The sequence below is a fragment of the Caulobacter sp. GW821-FHT11E10 genome (assembly GCF_058808375.1).
On sequence record NZ_JBXARP010000008.1, the window covers coordinates 82,768 to 104,986 of the forward strand.

The 22,219-nt window shown below is 71.6% G+C and carries 23 protein-coding genes and 4 pseudogenes; 2 read left to right on the plus strand and 25 right to left on the minus strand.

Annotation, left to right across the window (positions count from 1 at the left end; genetic code table 11):
* Positions 1-48: 48 nt before the first annotated feature.
* The 12 genes and pseudogenes from ccmE to AC1RRV_RS17580 form a co-directional block, all read right to left on the minus strand.
* Positions 49-525, minus strand: a pseudogene (gene ccmE / locus AC1RRV_RS17525) (cytochrome c maturation protein CcmE); the annotation flags it as partial.
* On the minus strand, positions 522-1,631 hold the full coding sequence (ccmI, locus tag AC1RRV_RS17530) for a c-type cytochrome biogenesis protein CcmI (RefSeq protein ID WP_492860931.1): 1,110 nt from the start codon (positions 1,629-1,631) through the stop codon (positions 522-524). The gene ccmI and the pseudogene ccmE, both read right to left, overlap by 4 nt.
* Before the next feature lie 93 nt (positions 1,632-1,724).
* Positions 1,725-3,056 carry a hypothetical protein gene (locus AC1RRV_RS17535; protein ID WP_492860932.1) on the minus strand — a complete coding sequence of 444 codons (1,332 nt, stop codon included), beginning with the start codon at positions 3,054-3,056 and terminating at the stop codon, positions 1,725-1,727.
* Positions 3,057-3,257: 201 nt separating this feature from the next.
* The gene (locus AC1RRV_RS17540; protein ID WP_492860933.1) at positions 3,258-4,649 is read right to left on the minus strand and encodes an ATP-binding protein; all 1,392 of its coding nucleotides are present in this window, start codon (positions 4,647-4,649) and stop codon (positions 3,258-3,260) included.
* Between the two features lie 4 nt (positions 4,650-4,653).
* Entirely contained in the window at positions 4,654-5,331 is a 678-nt protein-coding gene (locus tag AC1RRV_RS17545) for a response regulator transcription factor (protein ID WP_492860934.1), read from the minus strand.
* Positions 5,332-5,349: 18 nt separating this feature from the next.
* Positions 5,350-5,676, minus strand: coding sequence for a PepSY domain-containing protein (locus tag AC1RRV_RS17550; RefSeq protein ID WP_492860935.1), 327 nt, complete (start codon positions 5,674-5,676; stop codon positions 5,350-5,352).
* A gap of 125 nt (positions 5,677-5,801) precedes the next feature.
* Positions 5,802-8,363 (minus strand): TonB-dependent receptor, encoded by a 2,562-nt coding sequence (locus AC1RRV_RS17555; RefSeq protein WP_492860936.1) that lies wholly within the window; start codon positions 8,361-8,363, stop codon positions 5,802-5,804.
* Positions 8,364-8,587: 224 nt separating this feature from the next.
* Positions 8,588-9,523, minus strand: coding sequence for a DnaJ C-terminal domain-containing protein (locus AC1RRV_RS17560; protein WP_492860937.1), 936 nt, complete (start codon positions 9,521-9,523; stop codon positions 8,588-8,590).
* 91 nt (positions 9,524-9,614) lie between these two features.
* Positions 9,615-13,340, minus strand: a complete 3,726-nt coding sequence (locus AC1RRV_RS17565; protein WP_492860938.1) for a baseplate multidomain protein megatron — start codon at positions 13,338-13,340, stop codon at positions 9,615-9,617.
* A 9-nt stretch (positions 13,341-13,349) separates the two neighbouring features.
* Positions 13,350-13,877: a C40 family peptidase gene (locus AC1RRV_RS17570; protein WP_492860939.1), complete on the minus strand. Its 528-nt coding sequence runs from the start codon at positions 13,875-13,877 to the stop codon at positions 13,350-13,352.
* 26 nt (positions 13,878-13,903) lie between these two features.
* Positions 13,904-14,536 carry a phage/gene transfer agent baseplate hub protein gene (locus AC1RRV_RS17575; RefSeq protein ID WP_492860940.1) on the minus strand — a complete coding sequence of 211 codons (633 nt, stop codon included), beginning with the start codon at positions 14,534-14,536 and terminating at the stop codon, positions 13,904-13,906.
* A complete protein-coding gene (locus tag AC1RRV_RS17580; protein ID WP_492860941.1) occupies positions 14,536-15,168 on the minus strand; it encodes a phage distal tail protein, Rcc01695 family in 633 nt (210 codons plus the stop codon). The genes AC1RRV_RS17575 and AC1RRV_RS17580 overlap by 1 nt, the downstream gene beginning before the upstream one ends.
* 148 nt (positions 15,169-15,316) lie before the next feature.
* Here AC1RRV_RS17580 and AC1RRV_RS17585 point away from each other — a divergent pair, with 148 nt between their 5' ends.
* Positions 15,317-15,781 (plus strand): DUF805 domain-containing protein, encoded by a 465-nt coding sequence (locus AC1RRV_RS17585; RefSeq protein ID WP_492860942.1) that lies wholly within the window; start codon positions 15,317-15,319, stop codon positions 15,779-15,781.
* Positions 15,782-15,948: 167 nt separating this feature from the next.
* Here AC1RRV_RS17585 and AC1RRV_RS17590 read toward each other — a convergent pair whose 3' ends face one another.
* From AC1RRV_RS17590 to AC1RRV_RS17645, 12 genes and pseudogenes are all read right to left on the minus strand, one after another.
* Positions 15,949-16,455: a phage tail tape measure protein gene (locus AC1RRV_RS17590; protein ID WP_492860943.1), complete on the minus strand. Its 507-nt coding sequence runs from the start codon at positions 16,453-16,455 to the stop codon at positions 15,949-15,951.
* A complete protein-coding gene (locus tag AC1RRV_RS17595; RefSeq protein ID WP_492860944.1) occupies positions 16,452-16,631 on the minus strand; it encodes a phage tail assembly chaperone in 180 nt (59 codons plus the stop codon). The genes AC1RRV_RS17590 and AC1RRV_RS17595 overlap by 4 nt, the downstream gene beginning before the upstream one ends.
* Positions 16,628-16,912 (minus strand): GTA-gp10 family protein, encoded by a 285-nt coding sequence (locus AC1RRV_RS17600; protein WP_492860945.1) that lies wholly within the window; start codon positions 16,910-16,912, stop codon positions 16,628-16,630. Before AC1RRV_RS17600 ends, AC1RRV_RS17595 begins: the two co-directional genes overlap by 4 nt.
* A gap of 26 nt (positions 16,913-16,938) precedes the next feature.
* Positions 16,939-17,045, minus strand: a pseudogene (locus AC1RRV_RS17605) (NlpC/P60 family protein); the annotation flags it as partial.
* Positions 17,044-17,460, minus strand: coding sequence for a phage major tail protein, TP901-1 family (locus AC1RRV_RS17610; protein ID WP_492860946.1), 417 nt, complete (start codon positions 17,458-17,460; stop codon positions 17,044-17,046). The gene AC1RRV_RS17610 and the pseudogene AC1RRV_RS17605, both read right to left, overlap by 2 nt.
* Positions 17,461-17,476: 16 nt before the next feature.
* A complete protein-coding gene (locus AC1RRV_RS17615; RefSeq protein ID WP_492860947.1) occupies positions 17,477-17,875 on the minus strand; it encodes a DUF3168 domain-containing protein in 399 nt (132 codons plus the stop codon).
* Positions 17,872-18,156, minus strand: a complete 285-nt coding sequence (locus AC1RRV_RS17620) for a head-tail connector protein (RefSeq protein WP_492860948.1) — start codon at positions 18,154-18,156, stop codon at positions 17,872-17,874. Before AC1RRV_RS17620 ends, AC1RRV_RS17615 begins: the two co-directional genes overlap by 4 nt.
* 17 nt (positions 18,157-18,173) lie before the next feature.
* Positions 18,174-18,300: pseudogene (locus tag AC1RRV_RS17625) on the minus strand (NlpC/P60 family protein); the annotation flags it as partial.
* 3 nt (positions 18,301-18,303) lie between these two features.
* Positions 18,304-19,527 (minus strand): phage major capsid protein, encoded by a 1,224-nt coding sequence (locus AC1RRV_RS17630; protein WP_492860949.1) that lies wholly within the window; start codon positions 19,525-19,527, stop codon positions 18,304-18,306.
* Positions 19,528-19,665: 138 nt separating this feature from the next.
* A complete protein-coding gene (locus AC1RRV_RS17635; protein ID WP_492860950.1) occupies positions 19,666-20,076 on the minus strand; it encodes an HK97 family phage prohead protease in 411 nt (136 codons plus the stop codon).
* Positions 20,066-20,317 carry a hypothetical protein gene (locus AC1RRV_RS17640; protein WP_492860951.1) on the minus strand — a complete coding sequence of 84 codons (252 nt, stop codon included), beginning with the start codon at positions 20,315-20,317 and terminating at the stop codon, positions 20,066-20,068. Before AC1RRV_RS17640 ends, AC1RRV_RS17635 begins: the two co-directional genes overlap by 11 nt.
* A 125-nt stretch (positions 20,318-20,442) precedes the next feature.
* A complete protein-coding gene (locus AC1RRV_RS17645) occupies positions 20,443-21,582 on the minus strand; it encodes a phage portal protein (protein ID WP_492860952.1) in 1,140 nt (379 codons plus the stop codon).
* A 149-nt stretch (positions 21,583-21,731) separates the two neighbouring features.
* On the opposite strand from AC1RRV_RS17645, the gene AC1RRV_RS17650 reads away from it, so the two are divergent.
* Positions 21,732-22,133 carry an endonuclease domain-containing protein gene (locus AC1RRV_RS17650; protein WP_492860953.1) on the plus strand — a complete coding sequence of 134 codons (402 nt, stop codon included), beginning with the start codon at positions 21,732-21,734 and terminating at the stop codon, positions 22,131-22,133.
* Here the strand turns inward: AC1RRV_RS17650 and AC1RRV_RS17655 are convergent.
* Positions 22,096-22,217: pseudogene (locus tag AC1RRV_RS17655) on the minus strand (NlpC/P60 family protein); the annotation flags it as partial. The gene AC1RRV_RS17650 and the pseudogene AC1RRV_RS17655 sit on opposite strands and share 38 nt — an antisense overlap.
* Between the last annotated feature and the right edge of the window lie 2 nt (positions 22,218-22,219).

Sequence of the window (22,219 nt, forward strand, 5' to 3'; positions counted from 1 at the left end):
AGAACTTCCCCCTCCGTCGCCTGCGGCGACACCTCCCCCCTGGGGGGAGGATTTGTAAGCCGGGGTGCCGGCCCCGTCGCCGCGCCATTCACCCTGCTTCTTCAGCGCCTTGGCGACATCGCGCGGCATATAGCGTTCGTCGTGCTTGGCCAGCACCTGCTTGGCGACGAAGGTTCCGTTGGCGTCGAAGCTGCCGTCGGCCACGATCCCCTGCCCCTCGCGGAACAGGTCCGGCAGGTCACCGTGATAGACCACCTTGGCCGCGGCCCTCTGGTCGGCGACCACGAACTCGACGTCGCCGCCCGGGTGCTTGACCACGCTGCCGGGCTGGACGAGGCCGCCCAGCTGGACCTTGCGGCCGGGGGCGACGTGCGCCTCCCGCGCCTGGGCCGGGGTGTAGAACAGCGAGATGCTGTCACGCAGACCATACAGCGCCAGGCCGACCGCCAGGGCCAGGACCGGGGCGATGGCCAGCAGGATGGTCAGGCGGCGACGCGCCTTGCGAGATTTTGGCCAGAAACTCATGGCGTGGCGACTTTGGCTTGAGCGGGTGTGTCGGCGGCCTGGCGAAGGGCCGACAGCACCTTGGGCTGGTCCTTGAAGCGGGTCCGGGCCGAGGCGAGCGCCGCATCGCGCTTGGCGGTCTCGCCCAGCACGGCATAGGCGCGGACCAGGCGGATCCAGCCATCCGGATCGTCGGGCGATTGGGCCAGGCGCGCGGCCAGGCCCTCGACCATGCCGGCGATCATGCCCTGGACCTGCGGGTTCTCTTCGGCGGCGGGTTCGGCGCTGGCCAGGCCGCCCGAGGCCTCGACCTGGGCGATCTCCTGGGCGAGGGCCGCGCGGCCGGGGTCCGAGGCCGGCAGACCGGACATCAGCGCCCGCCAGTCGGCCAGGCCGCCGGCCGTGTCGCCATCGGCGATCTTGCCGCGCCCCAGGTAGTAGCGGGCGCGCAGGTCGGCCGGATCGATCTTCAGGGCTTCACCAAAGGCCAGCTTGGCGTCGGCGCCGACCTGGCCCTTGGCCTCCATGACGAAGGTCTCGCCCAGCAGGCTCCAGATGTCGCCGCGCTTGGGCTCGAGGCGCACGGCCTTGCGCAGGGCGGCCTCGGCGCCGGTCAGGTCCCCGGCGGCGGCGCGCGCCTTGGACAGGAACACCAGCGGCTCGGCCTCGGTCGGCCGTTCGGCGGCGACGTCCTGCAGCACGGCGGCCAGCTGTTCGGGGCTCAGGGACGCCGGGTCGGAGGCCTTCCACGCGGCCACGCGCTGGGCGTAGGGCTGGTCAGGCGCTCCCGGACGCCCTTGGAAGATATAGAGGCCGGCGGCGGCCACGCAGACCGCGCCGATAACGGCCACGACGGCCTTGCGCGGTCCGGTCCCCTCGCCGACCCAGCTTTCGGTCTGGTCGGCGGCGGCCAGCAGGCTCCGCCCGGCCTCGGCGCGGGCGGCCTTCAGCTCGTCATGCGCCAACAGGCCGTCAGCGGCCAGGCGCTCGACCTCGGCAAGACGTCGGCGATGCGGCTCCAGCCGGGTCTGGGCGTCGTCGACGGGCCGGGCCTTCGCCGCGCCGCGCAGCACCAGCCCCGCCGTCGCGGCCGACAGCCCCGCCGCAGCGATCCAGAAAGCGATCATAGCCGCGTGTTAGCTTGTTACGGCCTCGGCTGTTAGCGGAAAAAGCGCTTAAGGACGGCCGCCGCCCGCCTTGGAGAGCGGGTCCTTGGGACCCTAGGCCGCGATCGCGGCGGCCGCGCGGCGGCGGACGATCTCGGCGGTCTTCTCGTCGCGGGTGTAGGTGATGAAGCCGGCGGCGACGTCCAGGTACTTCACGGCCAGGCCGGCGTCCCCGCCTTCGCCGGTGCGGGCGACATACAGCACGTCCTCGATATAGGGGTCGAGGCGCGCGTTCAGCTTCTCGAGGATCTTGTTGCGCGAGCTGCCATAGCCGGCCTTGTCGGCGCAGGTGCGTAGTTCGGCCACGAACGCCAAGGCGCCTTCAGCGCGGCGGATCATCGCCACGTCCGGCTCGTCGACCAGCTTGGCGACGCCCCGGCTGCCCTTCTTGGCCATCATCGAGATCGGCCGGGTCGGCAGGGCCTTTTCCAGTTCCTTGTCGGCCTGGTCCATGCGGTGCTCGCAAGCCTTGGCCATGGCCTGCTTGTGGCGCGCCAGGCGCTTGCCCCACGGACCGTCCTTGGCGACCTCGACCGACTGTTGGAACTCGGCGATCTGCAGCTGAACCTTGTGGGCGCCCTGCGCGGCCTCACGGCCGGCCTTTTCGCCGTCGGCGAAGTTGAAGGTTTCGACCCGGAGGATCGAGGCGTCGATGTCGGCCAGGATGCGCTCGCCGAAGCCCTTGACCTCGGACGAGGCCAGGTAGCGATCGTTCGGGCGATCCATGACCGCCGAGATGACGCGCAGGATCCGCCACTCGTCGGGCAGGTGGGCCGACAGGATGTCCAGCAGCAACGGGCCGGCGTCCTCGCTGATCCGGCAGGCGTCGCGATAGGCCAGGCGCGCGGCGAAGGCCCGCTCGTCCGACATGCGGCTGACCCATTCCGAAAGCTTGGGCAGGCACGAGCGGGTGATGGTCGAGAGCTGCAGGCACAGGGCCAGATGTTCGGGATCGCACAGTGAACGAACGCTGTCGAAGGAGGCGTTCTCGGGATCGCGCAGGCCCGCGGCGGCGGTCTTGCACAGGTCGTCGAACACCTCGGGGACGCCGTGTTCGAGATCCCACGGATTGCACTTGGCCGCGGCGTCCTCGACGCGAGAGGGCGCGACCACCTTCAGGGCCTTCCAGAGGCGCGGCAGCACCGACGGCGGGAACGACATGCAGCCTTCGGCGCGCGTGGCGCACAGCGGCACGATCGGCGCCAGAATGTTGTTGCGGACGAAGCGGTTGGCGGTCTCGTCCTCGACTAGGCCGCGCACGGAGCCGAGCGCGCCCTGGGTTCCGACCCCAGCCAGCGCGAGCTCCAGACTGCGCAGAGCGGCGTCCGGCGCGGTTTCCACCAGCGTCCGGATGATCTGCAATTTCTGCGCGGCGATAACGGCCATGGTCCCCCGTGTCGGAGAAACGGAATCCGACAGGCGTCAACCATGTTCTCAACGAGGTTAAGGATTTCCGAAATCCCGGAAAAATCTCGATCGCCGGAGCGAGATGTCGCGGGCGGAAAGTTGTTACCTACTAGAGGTTTAGGCAACCGGTGTCGGCGGCCGCCAAAGGCCGCGTCCGTGACGGTTAGCCGCAACCATGAGTTATGTTTCGGCGCGCGGCAGGTCCAATGTCACCCGCAATCCGCCCAGCGGCGATTCACCAAGCTGGACCGTACCGCCGTAGGCGCGGGCCAATTCGTCGACGATCGACAGGCCCAGGCCCGAACCGGGCGCGTTCTCGTCGAGGCGCTGGCCGCGCTTCAAAGCTTGGGCGCGCTCCTCGGGCGGCAGGCCGGGGCCGTCATCGTCGACGGTCAGCATCATGCGCCCCTCGCCGGACGCGACGGCCTGGACACGGATCTTGCCCTTGCACCACTTGCCGGCGTTTTCCATGACGTTGCCGGCCAGCTCCATCAGGTCCTGCTTCTCGCCCTGGAAGCAGAGTTCATCGGGGCAGCGCCAGTCGATTTCGACGCCCCGCCCCCCCGCCTTGTCCTGGAAAATGCGCTCCAGGGTCACGGCCAGTTCGTCCAGGATCGGCTCGACCTGGGTGCGCTCGCCGCTGGTCTGGGAGCGGGCGGCGGCGCGGGCCCGGCGCAGATGGTGGTCTACCTGCTCGCGCATGGTCTGGGCCTGGCGCTCGACCACCTCGGCCAGCTGGCCCGGCTGCTGGCTGGCCTCGGTCAGCATCACCGACAGCGGGGTCTTCAACGCGTGAGCCAGGTTGCCGACGTGGGTGCGCTGGCGCTCGACGACTTCCTGGTTGTGCGCCAGCAGGGCGTTGAGCTCGCCGGCCAAGGGCTCCAGCTCCTCGGGATACTCCCCGTCCACCCGCTCGGCCTTTCCGCGACGCACGGCGGCCACCTCGCGGCGCAGGCGGAACAGCGGCTGCAGGCCGAACCGCACCTGCACCACCACCGCGAGCAGCAGGCCGCCGCCCAGGATCAGCAGGGCGATGGCGGTGATGCCGGCGAAGCGGTCGGCGTCAGCGTCGATCGGCGAGCGGTCCTCGGCGGCCAGGAACACCACCGGCGTCGCGTAGCCAGGCAGGCGGGTCAGGATGGCGGCGGCGCGCAGCGGCTTGTCCTGCGGTCCGCGCAGGTCGAAGTACTGGGTCTTGCCCGGGGCGGCGTCCAGCTGGTCGATCTGGGCCGAGGCCAGCATCAGGTCGCTGTCGAACAGCGAGCGCGAGCGCACGATCGGCCGGATCGAGCCGTCGGCCAGCCGGTCTAGGATCACCCAGTAGCGGCCGGAATAGGCGCGGGTGGCGCGGATGTCGGTCAGGACCGGCGCGCGCAGCTGGCCGTCCTCGACGGTCGAGCCCGCATAGAGGTCGTCGGTCAACACCGCCAGCGACGAGTCGAACCGCCGGATGGCCGCGCCACGGAACTGGGCGGTCAGGAAGATCCCGGCGATCAGCACGACCAGCAGGGTCCAGGCCCCGGCGATCAGGACCAGGCGGCGGACCAGCGAACGGCGGCGCAGGTCCAGCAAGGGGTTAGCTAGCGTCTTCGCCTTCCAGCGGCGTCAGGCGATAGCCCAGGCCCCGGACGGTTTCGATGCGGTCGGCGCCCAGCTTCTTGCGCAGGCGGCCGATGAACACCTCGATGGTGTTTGAGTCGCGGTCGAAGTCCTGGTCGTACAGGTGCTCGACCAGCTCGGTGCGGCCGATCACCCGGCCCTGGTGCATCATCATGTAGTGCAGCAGGCGGTATTCCAGCGAGGTCAGGCGCAGCGGCTCGCCATTGACGCTGGCGCGGGCGGCGCGCGGGTCCAGGCGCAAGGCGCCGCACGACAGCGACGGCGCGGCGTGGCCGGCCGAGCGGCGCAGCAGCGCACGCAGGCGAGCCAGCAGCTCCTCGGTGTGGAACGGCTTGGCCAGGTAGTCGTCGGCCCCGGCGTCGAAGCCGGCGACCTTGTCGCTCCAGGCGCCGCGGGCGGTCAGGATCAGCACCGGCGTGGCGACATTGCCGCGCCGCCAGCGCTCCAGCACCGAAACCCCGTCCACCTTGGGCAGGCCCAGGTCGAGGATCACGGCGTCATAGGGCTCGGTCTCGCCCAGGAACTGGGCTTCCTCGCCGTCCGGAGCGTGGTCGACGGCATAGCCGGCGTCGGCCAGGGCCAGCTTCAGCTGGCGCGACAGGTCGGGATCGTCCTCGACGAGCAGGATACGCATGGAAACTCCTGAGCCTGGTTAGCCGCCGCTGAGGATCTGGCCGGTGCGCGCGTCGACGATGAAGTCGATGCGCCGGCCGTCGGCCGTGGCCCAGCGGACCCGGTAGTTGGAGCCTTCGAGGCCCGCGTCCAGCACCCGGCCCGGCGTGCGGCGACCGATCATCTCGATCACGCGCGACAGCGGCACCAGCTGACCCGATTGCACGCCGCCCCGCGCCTGGTCCGACTGGGCGCGCCAGTCGGCGCCGAGCGAGTCGGGGCTTCGGCCATGACGCTGCGCCGAGGCCACGCCCGGAAGGGCGGCGGCCAGCGCGACGACGACAAGAATGGCGCGGATCGTTTTCATGCTCTCCGGTCTAAAGGACCTCGGCTGAATGGAGACTGAACGCAGGGGTTATGAACGGGCTGTGTCGTTCTGTCACGGTTGGTTCCGCTTTGAACGCACGCGAGGCCAAGTTCCGGCGCTACCGATCACATCGCGATCAGGCTTTTCCTCAGCGTCAGGCGAACCGTGCGGCCCAGCGGATCGAGATAGTCGGACTGGTAGGCCTGGGGCGTGACGCCCTTGGCGTCCTTCACGATCGGGCGGCTGTAGAACAGGTTGTCGGCCGCCAGGGTGACGCGGGCGCCGGCCAGGAGCTTGGAGGCCTTGCCCGCCTTCACGTCGCGCGGGACCTCGTAGAAGGCCGACAGGTTGATCGTCGTCTGGGGCGCGAAACGCAGGGCGCCGCCGTTGATGGGACCGGCGTCGATGACGCTGCCGCCGCGCCAGTTTCCGTTCAGGTTCAAGCCCAGGCCCTGCTTGAAGGCGTTCAGGCGGAAGTTCAGCTCGCGCTTGGGCTGGCCCCGACGGCTGGTGCTGCCCCCGTTCAGGAGGTCCAGCGGCGCCAGGCCGTCGCGCAGGGTGGTCTCGTCGCGCAGGCGCCAGACATAGTTGACCGACAGCTGCACCTGGCCGGTCTGCTTGCGCTGGCTGGCCTTGGCGCCCTTCAGGCCGGCGGGCGGCTTGGAGCCGGGCGGCGGTCCCAGGAAGCGCGTCAGATTGATGCCGCCGCGCAGCTCTTCGCGATCGATGGCGTCGAAGTTCAGCGGGCGGCTGTCGATCGCCGTCAGCACGCCGTCGGCGTTGCGGGTGAAGCGCTCGGGGAAGGCCGCTTCCAGGGCCGGGGTGATCAGCGGGAAGTTGGAGATCGGGTCGTCGATGCGGGTGCGGACGTAGTTGGCGTTCAGGGTCAGACGCGTCGAGCCGCCGTCGCGTCCCAGGGGCCGCAGGTTGACGCCCGCCCGCAGCACGCGGCGGCGGTCGTTCATCAGGTCGGTGTTGCCGCCCTCCAGCCGGCTGACCGTGACGCTCTGGCCAGTGGCGAAGTCGAAGATCGTGACGCTGGGCGTCAGCACCACCGGATCGGCGATCTGGTTGGAGTTCGGCGCCGACTGTTCCTGGCTGACATTCAGATTGAACGAGATCAGCTTGTCCGGCGACCAGTGCAGACCCGCGCCGAAGGCCAGGCGGTCCTTGAAGGTCTGGATGTCGTAGCCGGCGTTGACGCTGGCGCTCAGCTCGCCCAGGGCCGGCATCACCTCGCGGGCGCGGCTGGCCAGGGGCACGTCGATGTCGCCCTGCACCGAGACCGTCCGGCGCGCATAGTTGCTCTCGGTCGGAACGCCGGCGCGGAGGGCCTCGGAGCTCTGCTTGACCCGCTCGCCCCCGACCTTGACCGTCGAGGAGATGCGGCCGGCCGGGATCTCGGCGACATCGCCGTTCAGGACAAGCTCGGCCTTGGCCATCTTGGACTTCGACTTGGCGGTGTCGCGGGTATTGGCCTTGAGCAGGGCGCGGGGGACCGGGCCGAACGGATTGACCGCCGGATCGCGGGCGGCGATGGCGGCCTTCCAGGCGCTGGAGTCGACACCCCGGCCGGTCACGGTCTCGGTGGTGTTGTGGTCGTAGTTGCCGGTCAGCGACCAGCGCCACTCGCGGATATAGCCGTTGGCGGCCATGGCCACCTGGCCCTTGAAGGCGTCGGCTTCGCGCAGTTGCGCCCACTGGGCGTCGAGATAGCGATAGAGCGTCACGTCCTTGGCGAACGGCGAGAACGGGCTGCCGACCGGCAGCTTCACCGACGTGCCGGGCAGGCCCAGGAAGCTGGTGCGATGGCTGTCGTCCAGATTGACGCTCAGGGTCAGGCTGACCTTGCGGGCCAGGTCGCGGGTGATGGCGGCCTTGAAGGTCCCCTGCCCCAGCGACGGCAGCAGGCTGCGGTTGGCGATCGTGCCCGAGAGCTCCGCATCGCCCGCCCCGGCGAAGGCCGAGAGGCCCACGGCGCCGGTCGCCGCCGCCTCGGGCGCGCGGACCAGGGTGACCAGGCGGCCGGCCAGGGCCGAGAGGGCCGGATCGATCTCGCTCCCGAACGGCGAGCCGGCGATATTGCCGACCAGGCCGTAGGGCGAGGTGGCCGACGGCGCGCGGACGATGTCGCGCTCATTCTCGAACAGGGTCGATTCCTGACGCCAGTCGACGCCGATGGTGCTGCGCTCCTCGCCGGCCAGGCGGAAGAGGTCGCCATCGAAGCGCTCGATCGTGCGCCCGCCGCCCGTGGCGCTGGCCTCCTCGACCTCCAGGGCCGCCGAGGCGAAGCGCTTGCGCAGGACGAAGTTCACGACCCGCTGGTTGGGCCGGTAGCCGTAGGACAGGGCCGCGGCGGGCGACAGCACGTCCATGCGCTGGATCGCCTGGGCCGGCAGGCCGCTGATTTCCTGGAAGCCCGAGATGCGACGGCCGTTGGCCAGGAAGATCGGCGGCGGGGCGTCCGGCTCGCCCGTGCTGATCTCGGTTTCCAGCAGGGTCACCAGGTCCTGGACCGTGGTGGCGCCGGTGCCCTCGATCTCGGCGGCGTCCAGGGTCAGGTCGGGCTGGATGGGGCCTTCGGTCTTGCCGCGCAGCGGAGGCGTAATCAGCACGCTCTCGACCAGGCCGGTCTGCTCGCTCTCGGCCACCGGCGGCTGCGGGTTGGTAACCGGTGTCTCTTGCAAGGGAGACGCCGCCTGCAGGAGCGCCAAAACGCTGACCAGAACCATCAAACCCGCCCGACGCCGTTCCCTGAACCCTTGAGTTCCCTACGGGGAGGTTCGGTTGGTGGCAAGTAGATCCTCCCCCTCTGGGGAGGTGGCCCAGCGGGCCGGAGGGGGCAGCGCGGCCTAGGCCGCATTAGCCCCTTCAGTCGCTTTCGCGACAGCTCCCCCGGGAGGGGAGCATCCTACTTCCGCTTCGGCGAATACGGCTTCTGGTCGCGCCAGGCTTCGGCGAACTTTTCCAGGTCCTGGTCGACGGTGTCAGGCAGGGTCACCACCAGACGGGCCAGCAGGTCGCCGCGCTTGCCCTTGGCGTCGGGCATGCCTCGCCCCTTGAGGCGCAGCGTCTGGCCGCTGTTGCTGGCCTTGGGCACCGCCAGCATGACGGCGCCGTCGGGCGTCGGGGCCTCGACCTTGCCGCCCAGCACCGCGTCGGGGATCGAGATCGGCAGGTCCATGACCAGGGCGTCGCCCTCGCGGCGATAGATCGGGTGCGGCTTGATGGCCAGCTCGATCAGGGCGTCGCCGGGGCCGCCGCGGCCGGGGCTGCCCTGGCCCTTCAGGCGCAGGGTCTGGCCTTCCTGGGCGCCCGCCGGGATGGTGACGTCGATCGTGCGGCCGTCCGAGAAGGCCACGCGCTTCTTGCCGCCCTTGATGGCGTCTTCCAGGTCGATGTCGAGCCGGGCCCGCACGTCGCCGCCCTTGGGCGAGAAACCGCCGGCCTGGCCGCCGCCGCCGAACGGGCCGCGCCCGCCGCCGCCCTGGCCGAACATGCCGCCGAACAGGTCCGACAGGTCGATCTCCGGGCTGTCATCGGGACGGAAGCCGCCACGACCGAAGCCGCCGGCGTTGAACGGACCGTTGCCGGGCTGGCCGCCGAAGCCGCGCGACGTCTCGCGACCGTCGGCGTCGATCTGGCCCAGGTCGAACTTCTTGCGCTTCTCGGCGTCACCGACGATGTCGAAGGCGGCGCTGACCTGCTTGAACTTCTCCTCGGCCTTCTTGTCCCCCGGATTGGCGTCCGGATGGTGCTGTTTGGCGAGCTTGCGGAACGCCTTGCGGATCTCGTCCGCCGTCGCGGTCCGGGAAACGCCGAGTTCCTGATAGGGGTCGCGCGCCAAGGAAGGTCCTCTGGGAAAAGTGGGCCGTGTGGATACAGCCCTCCATCTAGAGCCTCCAGAGCGGCGCGCAAGCCTGCCCGTGGCCCCGCGGTCACAGACCTGTCGTCGCAGGGGCGCCCCAGCCGTACAGCGAGGAGCCCTGGCTGACCTCGATCCGCGCCGCCCCCGAGGGCGCGTCGGCGGCGCGCTGAGCGGCGGTGTAGTCGAAGACGGGCGCGTCGAGTTCGGCCTCCCGCAGCACCGTCGTCCCGTCCACGATCCGCACGCGATAACGCTCGGCGGCCTCGCCCAGCGGGACCTCGCCCTCCCAGACGTCACCGCCCAGGCGGGCGCGGCGGATCCAGGAGAACAGCAGGTCGCCGCCCGTCATCCGCTTGCGCAGGTGGGCCGGGGCCAGGGGGCGCAGGGCTCGCCCGCTCCAGATCGTCGACAGTTCGGTCATCGCCGAACCAGATGGCGGACCGCCCGCCGGCGCGGCGCGGACCCGCAGCGGCGTTCCGCGCTCGAAGGCCGCGACGCTCATCGGGACCACCGCCGCGTCCAGCAGCACCACCGGCGCGCCGGCCGGGAGCGTCGCCGCGCCGGCCATCCCGTCCCGCTGGCCACGCAGCAGGCCCGAGAGCCGCCAGACATCCGGCTCGACCAGTTCGGCGGTCGTGAAGGCCAGCACCTCCCATTCCCCCGAGGCCGCCTGGATCGCCACCGCGTTCTCGCCGGCCAGGACGGCGGCCAGGGGCGCGGAGGCCAGGGCGGCGCCCTCCATCCGCACCATCAAGCCGGCGGCGCGGTCCAGGCGATGCGGCGAGGCGGGCGCGAGATCGGTCAGGGTCTCGCCCAGGGTGGCCGGCCCGCCGATCCGGGCGCGGACCGTCAGGGCCTCGACGCTGGCCCCGGCGTGGACGTCCAGCGGCCGCCAAGGCTCGCTCGCCGCCGCGACCAGGGGCCTTGAGTCGTCGGTCAGGCCGCCGTCCGACGGCAGGTCCAGCACATGCAGCACCGGCGGCGCGGCCGGGTCGCGCGGCGGGGCGGGCGTCCAGTCGATGCCGCTCCCGACCCCGAAACCGGCCAGGACCGGAACCAGGGTGGCGCGGGGGCGCTCGGCGAGGTCGAGCCGCTGCAGCCGCCAGACCTCGCCGTCCAGGGCCAGGCGGTCGCCGGTCTCCAGCAGGTGGGCGGCGGAGGGCGACAGGTGGACGATCCGCGTCCGCCGCGCCGCCTCGTCGGCGGCCAGCATCCGGCGGGCCACGGCCTGGGCCTCGGCGGCGACCAGCACGATCGGCGCGTCGGCGTCGCGCGTCCCCTCGCCCGCCTCGCGCCGGACAATCAGCGCCCCGGCCTGGTAGTCGCGGGCGGCGTCGATGAAGCGCAGGCGCAGCGCCTCGGCGGCGGGGTCGAGGGCGCGGGTCTCGGTCTCGCGCGGCGCATCCTCGGGCCAGGCCAGGTCGTCGCCGTCCAGCATCCCGACGGGACGCCCGGAGCGCGACATCATCCGCACGCGGTCACCGCGCTCGACCGGATCCAGGGCGAAAGCCTCGGTCAGGGGCGAGAGGGCGTCGCGCAGCCGCATCGGTCGGTCGACGACATAGCCGCCCACCGAGCCGCCGGCCTCGCCAGGATCGATGGTCACCCCGGCTCGCGCCCCCAGGGCCTGGATCAGCTCGGGCAGCGGCGCGCCGCCGGCTCGGCCCGTCAACCAGTGGCCCAGCACCCAGTTGCCGCCGTCGTTCCAGACGTCCGAGCGGGCCGGAAAGTCCGGATAGGGCCGCGCGTCCCAGCACCAGGCGCTGGCCCCGTCGATCATCGGCCCGCCATAGAGCGGCGAGACCGGATTGGCCTCCGGCTCGTCCAGCCAGGCCAGGACGGCCTCCAGATACCGCCGCTGGCCGAAGTCGTCGCGCTCGCCCGTCGAATAGGGCGGCAGGAAGCTCTCCGAGCTCTTGGGATCGATGAAGAGGTTCGGTGAATTGGCCCCCTTGTCGACGGCCGGACAGCCGAACTCGGTCAGGCGGATCGGCTTGGACCTGGGGACCCAGGCCGTGGGCGTCGCCGACCGCACGCCGCCAGGCCGGTCGTGGTGCGGGTTGCTCCACCAGGACTTGAGGTCCTTGGCCCGGAACATCCAGGGCTCGCCATGGGCGCCGTCGGTGATCGGAGTGCGAGCTTGCGCGTCGCGGTCGGCCGGGCTGGCGTAGAACCAGTCGAAGTCCGCGCCTCCGGTCAAACCCGCGCGCAGATAGGCCGGCTGGTGCGGCCCCAGGAAACCGGCGGCGGCGTCCAGGTGGTCGTCGCCCTCGCGCCAGTCGGTGACCGGCGGATACCAGTCGACGCCGACGAAATCGATGTTGGGATCGGCCCACAGCGGGTCGAGATGAAAGACGGCATGGCCGGTTCCGTCGGCCGGCTGATGGCCGAAATATTCGCTCCAGTCGGCGGCGTAGCCGATCTCGGTCGCGCCCCCGAGGACGCCCCGGACCTCGGCGGCCAGGCTCTTCAGCCTGGCGACGGTCGGATAGGCTCCACCGTCGCCGCGCACCGTGGTCAGGCCGATCAGCTCCGAGCCGATGACGAAGCCGTCCACCCCGCCCGCCCGGACCGCCAGGCTGGCCTGGTGCAGCACCATGCGGCGCAGCCCCCAGGTCCCGTTGAAGAAGGCCTCGACCTGGGCGTCGGCGACGAAGGTCCCGTCGGGTGAGCCCGGCCGGCCCGGCGCGGGATCGCAGGTGATCCGGCCGCGCCACGGATAGGCCGCCTGGCCCTCCGGCGGGTCCATCAGGATGAAGGGGTACAGCGTCACCTTCAGCCCGCGCCGCTTCAGCTCGGCGATAGCCTGCAGCACCACCGCGTCGGCCGGCGTGCCGCCATAGGCCGGGAAGCCGTCCTTGGGCGAGATCAGGTGAGCGGCGCCGCGCGAAACGCCTGCGACCTCCCAGCTGATCGGGAAGGTGGTCTTGACCCTATGCTCGACGCCGGGCCGGATCTGGCACTGGCCGCAACGCAGGTCGGTCCCGAACCAGGCGACCACCAGGGTCACGTGGTTCACGTTCGGCAACTGGGCCTGCAGCTGGTCCAGGGCCACCATGATGTCGGGCCGGCCCTCGGTGTTGTGGACGCTCTCGCTGGACGAGCGGGTCAGGCCGTCGCGGCGCAGGACCGCCTCGGTCGCATAGACGAACTCGCCCGCGCCGGGGATCAGGCAGATACCCGTCAGCCGCTCCTCCAGCCCCGGCGGGGCGCCGGGCGGGCGCGGACGGCGGAAGACCTCGAACGACAGCTGCGGCGGCCGATTGCCGTAGGTTTCCAGCGGCAGGTCCTCGAACACCACATAGGCCACGCCGCGATAGGCCGGCGCCTGGCCCTCGATGGCGGCGATCAGGGGGTCGGGCAGCTGGTCCTCGGTCCCGCGATGGACGCGCATCGTGAAGCCGGTCGGGTCCATGACCTTGCCGTCGGCCCAGACCCGGCCGATGCCGTCGATCGGCCCCTCGGCCACCGCCACGGCGAACGACAGGCTGTAGGCGTAGCTGGTGGTCTTCTGGCCCTTCGAGCCGCCGACCCGGCCCTCGACCCGCTTCTCGCGGAAGCGCGCGGCCCAGATCACCTGGCCGCCGACCCGGGCTCGGCCAAAGACGCAAGGCAGCGGGCCGCCCTCGGCCGCCCCGGTCAGGCGCAGCTCGGGGATGCGCGGACCGACCTGGCGCGCGGGCGTCAGGGCGCTGATCGCCGCCTGGTCGACCATGGCCCCGATCGCCGCCCCGGCCACGGCCCCGATGGGCCCGCCGATCGCCGCGCCGACGCTGGAGAGGATCACCTGGGCCATGCGGCCTCCTTAGCTTGGGGGAAAGCGGAAGGCGCCGACCAGCCGCTCACGCCACCAGCGGCCCAGCGCGCTCTCGACGCAGGCGCGGCCCCAATAGGCGTGGATGATGCGGTCGGGCGCGGAGAGGATCGCGCAGTGCTTGGCCGCCGAGCCGGGCGCCATGCGGAAGACGACGACGTCGCCGAGCCGGGCCTCGGCCAGCGGAACGGGCGTCAGCCAGCGGCCGAACGCCTCCAGCAACAGCTCGCGCCCGCCGGTCTCGGCCCAATCGGCGCGATAGGGCGGCGGAGCCTCGGGTTCGACGCCGTGCAGGCCCCGCCAGACGCCCCGGACCAGACCCAGGCAGTCGCAGCCCGCGCCGAGGGTCGAGGCCTGGTGGCGATAGGGGGTCCCGAGCCAGAGGCGGGTTTGGGCGAGGATGGTCGCTGCGAGATCCTCCCCCGCGATGCGGGGGAGGTGGCCCAGAGGGCCGGAGGGGGCCAGCTGGGCGGATGCCGCGTTGGCCCCCTCAGTCGCTTCGCGACAGCTCCCCCGCATCGCGGTGGAGCATCTTTCGGCGCCCCTCACCGCCGCCCCCCATCATTCCGCTCACCCTCCACCGGATACAGCGTCAGGAAGTCCTCGCCGGGCGCGGTCGGGAAGCCTCGGAAGTTGACGCCGTTCTCGAACGTCCCGACGCAGGTCGCCCAGCGCTTGTCGCAGCTCGTGTCCGAATGGGCGGAGAGATCGACGCCGCAGCGCGCGTCGCCGAACCGGGCGTCGCATGTCCGGGTGAAGGTTCGTCCCGCCACCCGCTCGAGCTCGGCCAGCGGACCGGCCAGGGCGGCCTTGAACGCCTCGCCCTCGCGGGTCACGGCGGCGATGGTCGCGGTCCAAAGGCGGACGAGACGGCTCGGCGCGGTCCAGTCGACGCGCAGGGCCTCGACCCTGGCGCCGTCATAGAGGCCGGCGGCCAGGTCGGCCTCGGTGATCCCCGCGTCGTCCAGCACGCCCAAGGCGGCGGCCTGGCCCGGCGCATAGCCGGCGGCGGTCTCGGCCGCGCCAGGACTCCAGCCGGCGGCGGCGCGGCAGCTCACGCCCTCGACGACCAGGTCGCGGTCATGGTCGGTGAAACCCAGCCGCTCGCCGTCCGTCCGGGTGACGAGCCAGGCATGGGCCAGGCGCGCGTCGTTCAGGTCCTCGGGCAGCGCGCGCATCAGACCCGCACCTCGACCAGGCCGCAGGCGACCACCCGCGCGGCGGCGAAGCCCTCCAGGGTCACGTCCAGCCGGTCGAGGTCGAAGCGCACCGGGGTGTCGAACTCGAAGCCCGCCGTCACCGCCGCTCCGGGCGGCGGCGCGACGGTCAGGGTGACCAGCCCCGTGACCGTATCGACGACAAAGGCGCCGGCCGCGAGCGTCGCGCCGGCCACCGCGACCTTGACCGAGCCGGCCACAGGCTTGGCGATCGGCCGGACCACCGCCTCGGGGCCTGTTCCGTAGGCCTTGCTCAGCGGGAAGGTCTTGCGACCGCCGTCGCCCGTGCCGATCGTCTGGTCGCCGGCCGCCGGCTGGGCCGAGGGCGCGCACGACTTGAAGTCGGCCGGGTCGCGGAACCGGAAGCCCGCCAGCCGGCCGCGCCGGGCCTCGAAGAAGGCGACCAGCTCGGCGACCTCGTCCAGCGGACGGGTGGCGGTGGCGATCAGGTAGCGGCGGCGCCCCAGGGCCCACGGACTGGCGCGACGCTCGAATCCCGAGGCCAGGGTGACGACCTCGGTCCGCCGCTCGACCCCGCCCGTGCAGCCGAACGCCAGGCGCGCGGGCAGGCGCGCCTCATGGAACTCGCTCATGGCGATCCTCGCGAAAAGGGATGGGAAATGGGCGGCGCGGAACGCAGCGTTCCGAGGCGAAACCCGATTAAGTCTGCGTCATGACCCGCTTTTCACTTCTTGCGCGGGTCGTCGGGCCGTAGTTATGGGTCCGAGATTGGAGACCAAGATGGATTGGAAGACCCTGTTCCTCTCGCCGGAAGGCCGCATCGGGCGGCAGGCGTTCTGGATCGGCTGGCTGTGCCTGCTGGGCGCCAGCGCGGTGCTGAACGTGATCCCGGGGATCGGACACCTGCTGATGCTGGGCGTGATCTATTCCAGCGTCTGCATCCACACCAAGCGCCTGCACGACATGGGACAGACCGGCTGGTGGCAGGTGCTGCCCTGGATCGTCGGCCCTTCGCTGGTGTTCGGCGCCGGCGTCTCGATCGGCATCTCCGCGATCAACGCCTCCATCCACGGGGGCGAGCCCGAGATGGCGGCGCTGGCCAACCTGGGCGGCCTGGCCATGTCGGTCTTCCTGTTCTTCGCCATCTGGCTGGCCTTCACCCTGTGGGTCGGCTGCAGCACGGGCCAGGTCGGCGACAACAAGTACGGCGCGCCCCCGCCGAACACGGAGGCCGTGGCGCTGTAATCTTCCTTCTCCCCTTGCGGGAGAAGGTGGCCCAAAGGGTCGGATGAGGGGTCGATAGACCTGTCGGCTCGACGTCCGGTTCCACCACCGTCGCAGCGGATCCGGCTTTCAACCCCTCACCCGACCCGCTTCGCGGGCCACCCTCTCCCGCAAGGGGAGAGGGGTTTTCATAGGTTTCGGGCTCCCAGACCGACGGCCCGCGCCAAGGCTTGAGCCAGCTGCGCGTCCGATCTAACGAGACCGCCGACCTCCCCACCTTGAACATTGACCGTCACCGACACGCCGCCGCTTCCGGTCGGCTCGATGGTTCCCGCGCCGTGCGGGCGAAACACCTCCGGTCCGCGCTCGCCGACCAGATAGGCGCCGCCCGGCAGCACCGGGCCGCCATCGGCCCTCGCGCCGGCAAAGCCCTTCGACAGGGCCTCCGAGAGACCTCCGCCCTTCAGCGCCGCCCCGGCCGCGCCCAGCACCGCACGGGCCAGTTCGCCCAGCGACAGCTGGCCGTCGGACGCGGCGCGGGCCAGCGACCTGACCAGGGACGCCCCGGCGCGGGCGAAGGCGTCGTCGATCGCGCGGGCGGCGCGCTCGGCCGGGGCCTTCAGGGCCTCCAGCGAGGCGGCGGCCTCGGCGGCGCGGGCGGGCACGGCTTCGAGACCGTTCTGTTCAAAACTCATCGGATCTCCTCGTCGGGATAGCGGGCGATCAGGGCGGAAAGGCCCGTTCGGGAGAGCACCGGCGTCGGCGGCGCCTCGGTCAGGGCCCGCCACTCAGCCAGCGACAGCCGCCAGAAGGTTTCGGGCGAGAGGCCCAGCCGCACGGCCAGGCGCAGAGCGTCGGCCCAGGGGCTCACGCGCAGGCCGCCAGGGCGGCGGCCAGGGCGCCGGCGGCCTCGGGGACCGTGGCGCGGGCGGCGATCTCGGGGGCCTCGCCACCGCCGTCCAGCAGGGCGGCGAGCACGGCGGCCAGGTCCTGGGCGCTGAGCGTGGCGATGCGGTCGGGCAGTTGCGACCAGTCGGACAGGCCCAGGGCGGCCTCGATCCGGGCCAGCGCGCCGAGCGTCAGGCACAGGCGACGCGGCGCGCCGGCCAGGGTGACGATGACCTCGCCGCGGGCGGGGTTAGGCGGGAGCATGGAGTTTCCTTCAAATCCTCCCCCTAGCGGGGGAGGTGTCGGACCGAAGGGACGACGGAGGGGGAAGAGACCGGGCCAGGAGGGCTTCCCCCTCCGGCCCTTTGGGCCACCTCCCCCTCTGGGGGGAGGATTTACAGCGCCGTGAACGTCACCGCCCCGGCGCTGGCCAAGCTCAGCGCGAACGCCGCCTCGCCGTCGTGTTCGCCGGCATATTCCAGGGCCGCGACCAGGAACGGCCCTTCCAGCTGGCCGAAGTCGGGCACGATCAGCCGCCAAGTCCGGGCCGACTGGTCGAAGAAGCTCTGGCGCACCGCCTCGTCCGACGCGGTGTCGCGGAACACGCCCGAGCCCGACACGGCGACCGAGCGTACCCCCGCCCCGGCCAAGAGCTCGCGCCAGCGGCCGGCGCTGTCGCTGTCGGTGGCGTCGATGGTCTTGGCGTTGAGGCTGATGGTCCGGGCGCGCAGGCCCGCGACGCTGACGAAGCTCTGGGGCGAGCCTCCGTCGCCGATCTTCAAGAGGATGTCCTTGCCGGCTTGGGCGGCCATGTGAATCTCCGTTGTCTCAGAGGGCTTCGGTCACCGCCCGCACGCGGACGATCCCGAGGGTGGTCTCGCGGTCGGCGCCGGCGAACACGTCGGCATAGGGGACACGCAGGTTGACGAGCCGGCGGCCGGCCAGGGTCGGCCGCGCGTCGTGCAGGGCCGCGCGGACGGCGGCGACCAGGGCGCGGGCCTCCTCCGGCCCGCCGAAGCGGCTGGCGCAGGTCAGGGTGAGGAGGTGCTCGATCCCCTCTCCCTCAACGCCGCCCACCGGCCGGTTCTCGGACCGGGTGACGACGACGCAGGGATAGGTCGGCAGGCGCGGGGCCGTGGCGTGGATCCGCTGGCCGGCCACCACGGTGACGGCGGGCGTGGCCTTGAGCCGCGCGACCAGGGCGTCGATCAGGGGCTTGTCGCTCATAGCCGCGCCTTTCGGTACGGGGCCAGCCACGGCTCGACGAGGGCGAGGGACGGTTCTCCCCCGTTCTCGCTCAGGAAGGCGCGGTGCTCGTAGGCCTGGGCGGCCAGGGTCAGGACCGCCAGGCGCAGCGGCGCGGGGCTGGTCGGGGTCAGGACCACGCCGGCCGCCGCCGCGACACGCGCCTCCGCGGCGTCGATCAGCAGGGTCAGCAAGCCATCCTCGGCGCCGTCCGGCACGCGCAGGAACGCCCCGGCCTCGGCCAGGGTGAGGGATTGGGGCATGGGGGGTCTTTCGGGAAATCCTCCCCCCAAGGGGGAGGTGTCGGCCCATGGGGACGACGGAGGGGGAAGAGGCCGGGCCAGGAGGACTTCCCCCTCCGGCGCTTCGCGCCACCTCCCCCGTAAGGGGGAGGATTTACTGACGCCGAACTAGCTCGCCGCGAACTTCAGCAGTTTGATCGCGTCGAAGTTCTGCACCCCGCCGCCGACGCGCTTGGTGGTGTAGAACAGCACGTGCGGCTTGGCCGAATACGGGTCGCGCAGCACCCGCACCCCGGCGCGGTCGACGATCAGATAGCCCTTCTCGAAGTCGCCGAAGGCCAGGGCGCAGGCGTTGGCGGCGACGTCCGGCATGGCCTCGATCTCGGTGACCGGGAAGCCGAGCAGGCTGGCCGACTGGCCCGGCTGCAGGGCCGCGTTCCAGATGTAGTTGCCCTGCGCGTCCTTGAACTTGCGCACGGCGCTGACCGTGCGGCGGTTCATCACGAAGCGGCCGTTCTGGCGATACTGGGTCTTGGCCGCGTAGATCAGGTCGATCAGCTTGTCGGTCGGGTTGCTGGCCGGCCAGGCGCCGGCGACGCCGGTGGCCAGATAGCCGACCTGACCCCACGTGTAGGAGGCGTCGGGCGCGGCGGTGTAGGCCAGCAGGCCCTTGGGCTTGTTGACGCCGTCACCGGTCACGAAGGCCGTGGTCTCCTGGGCGGCGAAGGCGTCCTGCACCTCCTCGGCCAGCCACTCGTCGATGCTGACATAGGCGTCGTCCAGCAGGGCCTGGGTGGCGGCCGGGCTGGCGTAGAGCTCGCCGGCCGGGAAGTCGATCACGTCGAGCGTGGGCGCGGTGGTCTCCGGCCGCGCGGCGGTCTCGGCCACCCAGGCGGCGGCCAGGCCCGTCGGCGACACCGGCTTGCGGAAGGTCCCCGAGCCGATGGTGCGGACCTGGCAGATCTCGCGCATCGGCGAGGTGGCCGCCAGGCGACGCAGGATCAGCCGCTCCAGCTCCGGCGGGGCGACATAGCCGCCGGCCGTGGCCGTGCCTTCCGACAGGCCCTTGGCTTCCAGCAGCGCCGCCGGGGTCTCGCCGGTCTTCACATAGCGGTCGAAGGCGGCCTTGCGCTCGTCCACCCGCGCCAGCGGCGCGTCGGCGGCGAGAGAGGGCCTGCGCAGGTCGGACATCAGGCGATCCAGGCGCGTCTGGGCTTGGGCGACCGCCTCGTCGATGCGGCCGACCTTCTCTTCCAGCAGCACATCGGCCCGCTTGGTCTCGATGGCCTCCAGCCGCTGGTCATTGGCGGCCTTGAAGCTCTCGAACGCGGTCAGGACGTCCGCCAGCGCCGCGCGAGCCTCGGGCGAGGCCGCGTGTTTGGTTTCCTTCATGGGGATCTCCGGTTTGGGGGCAGAAGAAAATCCTCCCCCTAGCGGGGGAGGTGTCGGCCCGAAGGGACGACGGAGGGGGAAGGGGCAGGCGTCGGGGATGAACGCTTCCCCCTCCGGCCCTTCGGGCCACCTCCCCCGCTAGGGGGAGGATCTTTGGAGCCGCGCCGCCGGCAGCATCGGGAAGGTCACGATCGACACCTCCCACAACTCCACGCGGCTGAGCACGCGCAGGCGCCCCTGCGAACGCGCCTTGACCTGCCGGAAGCCGATCGAGAGGCCGTCCAAGGCGCCGGCCTCGACCAGCGCGGCGACAAGCCGTCCACGCGGCGTGGTCCGCAGGATCCGCCCCCGCACGAATAGGCCCTTGGCGTCCTCGACCACCGTGTCCCAGACGCCGATCGGTTCGGCCTCGTCGTGCTGGTGCAGCATCTTCACGGGCGCGCCGGCGGACAGGCTCTCGGCGAAGGCGCCGGCGGCGGTGACGTCGTCGTTGAGGTCACGGGTCCAGAACAGGGACGCGTAGCCTTCGATCTTCAGCTCATCGGTCATGGGCGCGCTCCAGTCGGGCTTCGATGCGGGCCAGGCTCTGGCGGCTGGCGTCGGCCTGGGCCTCCAGCCGCGCGAGGCGTTCGGCCACGGGCGCTTGCGCCTCCAGGCGGCGCTGGACCTCGTCGATCCGCGCCGAGGCCTTGCCGGCCCACAGCAGGGCGGCGGCGGCCTGCACGAACACCGCGACCAGGACCGCGGCCGAGACCTGGCGGTCCAGCCGCCAACGGTTGGGAGTCGTCATGGGGATCTCCAGATCCTCCCCCCAGCGGGGGAGGTGTCGGCGCAGCCGACGGAGGGGGAAGCGGCCAGCGCCAGGAGGACTTCCCCCTCCGGCCTTCGGCCACCTCCCCCGCTTGGGGGAGGATTTTAGTGCTCCAGCCCCGCCAGCCGCCGGCGCTCGGCGTCGGTGAGGAAGCTCGCGGCCTGCAGCCGCCCCCACAGGGCGTCGCGCTCGGCCGACAGGGCCGGGACGGCGTCGAGGTCGGGGGCGATGCGCGCGCCGGGGAACTTCGCCCCCAGCCAGCCAGTCAGGGCCCGCGCCGCGCGCTCGGCCAGCGGGACCACCGTCCCGCGCCAGAAGGCGGCGTTGGCCTCGCGATAGTTGGCGTAGGTGTTGTCGCCGGGGATGCCGAGCAGCTGTGGCGGCACCCCGAACGCCAGGGCGATCTCGCGGGCGGCGGCGTGCTTGCCCTGCGTGAAGTCCATCTCGGCCGGGGTCAGGGACATGGCCCGCCAGTCGAGCCCGCCCTCCAGCAGCAGGGGCCGACCGGCGTTGGCCTGGCCCGAATGGGCGTTGGCCAGCTCGGTCTTCAGCCGGTCGAACTGCTCGTCGGACAGGCGGTCGCCGGCGTCCTTGCTGGAATAGACCAGGGCCCCGGACGGTCGCGCCGAATTGTCCAGCAGCGCCTTGTTCCAGGCGCTCGACGCGTTGTGGACGTCGATCGCGAAGGCGGCGGCCTCGAGCGGCGAGAAGCCGTAGTGGTCGTTGGTCGGGTTGAACAGCTTCAGGTGCAGCACCGGCAACCAGCCGTCGGCGTCGCGGGCGATGCGAACGGTGCGCCCCGCCGCCTGGTAGTCATAGGCCAGCGGCCAGCCGCGCGGCCCGGGGACGAGCGTCATCCGGTCGGGGCGCAGGGCGTAGAGCTCGCTGGGCTGTGTATCTCCGGCCGCCTCCAGATAGGCGTTGCCGGCCGTCTGCAGGCTCCCGAAGAACGCCTCCATCAAGTCGGGCCCGCCCTGCTCGGGATTGGGCCGGTCCAGCAGGCGTTTCAGCGGGTGATCGTCGGCGCGGCGACCGTCGATGAAGACGGCCAGCGGCGTTGACGCGGCCGCCTCGGCGATCATGCGCACACAGCGATAAGCGACCGGGTTCTTGGCGAACCCTTCGGCCGCGAGGGCGCCGTAGTCGCGCGGCGTCCACTGGGGACGGCCGCCCGTGGTCAGGGCGATCAGGCGCGCGGCGCGGGAGTCTTTCACTTCCGGCGGGCGGGGTTTGAAGAGGGGCATCGGGATGGGCTCCGGGGTTCGGAGTTGAGAACAAAACGTGAACAATGTAGGGTTGTGGGGAAGGCGAAACGTGAAGACATCCTCTCCTCCCCCTCCGGGGGAGGGGGACCGGCGAACGCCGGTGGAGGGGCCAGCCGAAGGAGCCGCGCGTGGAAACGGAACGGAGAGAGAAGCCACGCATCGCCCGCGCCCGAGCGCTGCGTCGCAAAATGTCGCTGCCGGAGGTGCTACTTTGGACGGCGCTACGAGGCGGGCGCCTGGACGGTCTCAGGTTCCGTCGTCAGCACCCTATTGGGCCGTACGTGCTCGATTTTTACTGCCCGTCGGCTCATTTGGCTGTCGAGGTCGACGGCTGGTCACATGCGACTGAGCAACGACCCGAAGAGGACGCAATCCGCGATGTGCGATTGGCGGAGCGCGGGATTTTCACGTTGCGGATACCGGCGGCGGAGGTTCTTCGTTCAATGGATGACACGCTGGCGACTATCCTGGAGACAGCGCGGCCATGGCGCCCAGATCCTCCCCCCAGCGGGGGAGGTGTCGGCCCGTAGGGACGACGGAGGGGGAAGAGGCCGGGCCAGGAGAACTTCCCCCTCCGGCCCTTCGGGCCACCTCCCCCGCTGGGGGGAGGATTTGT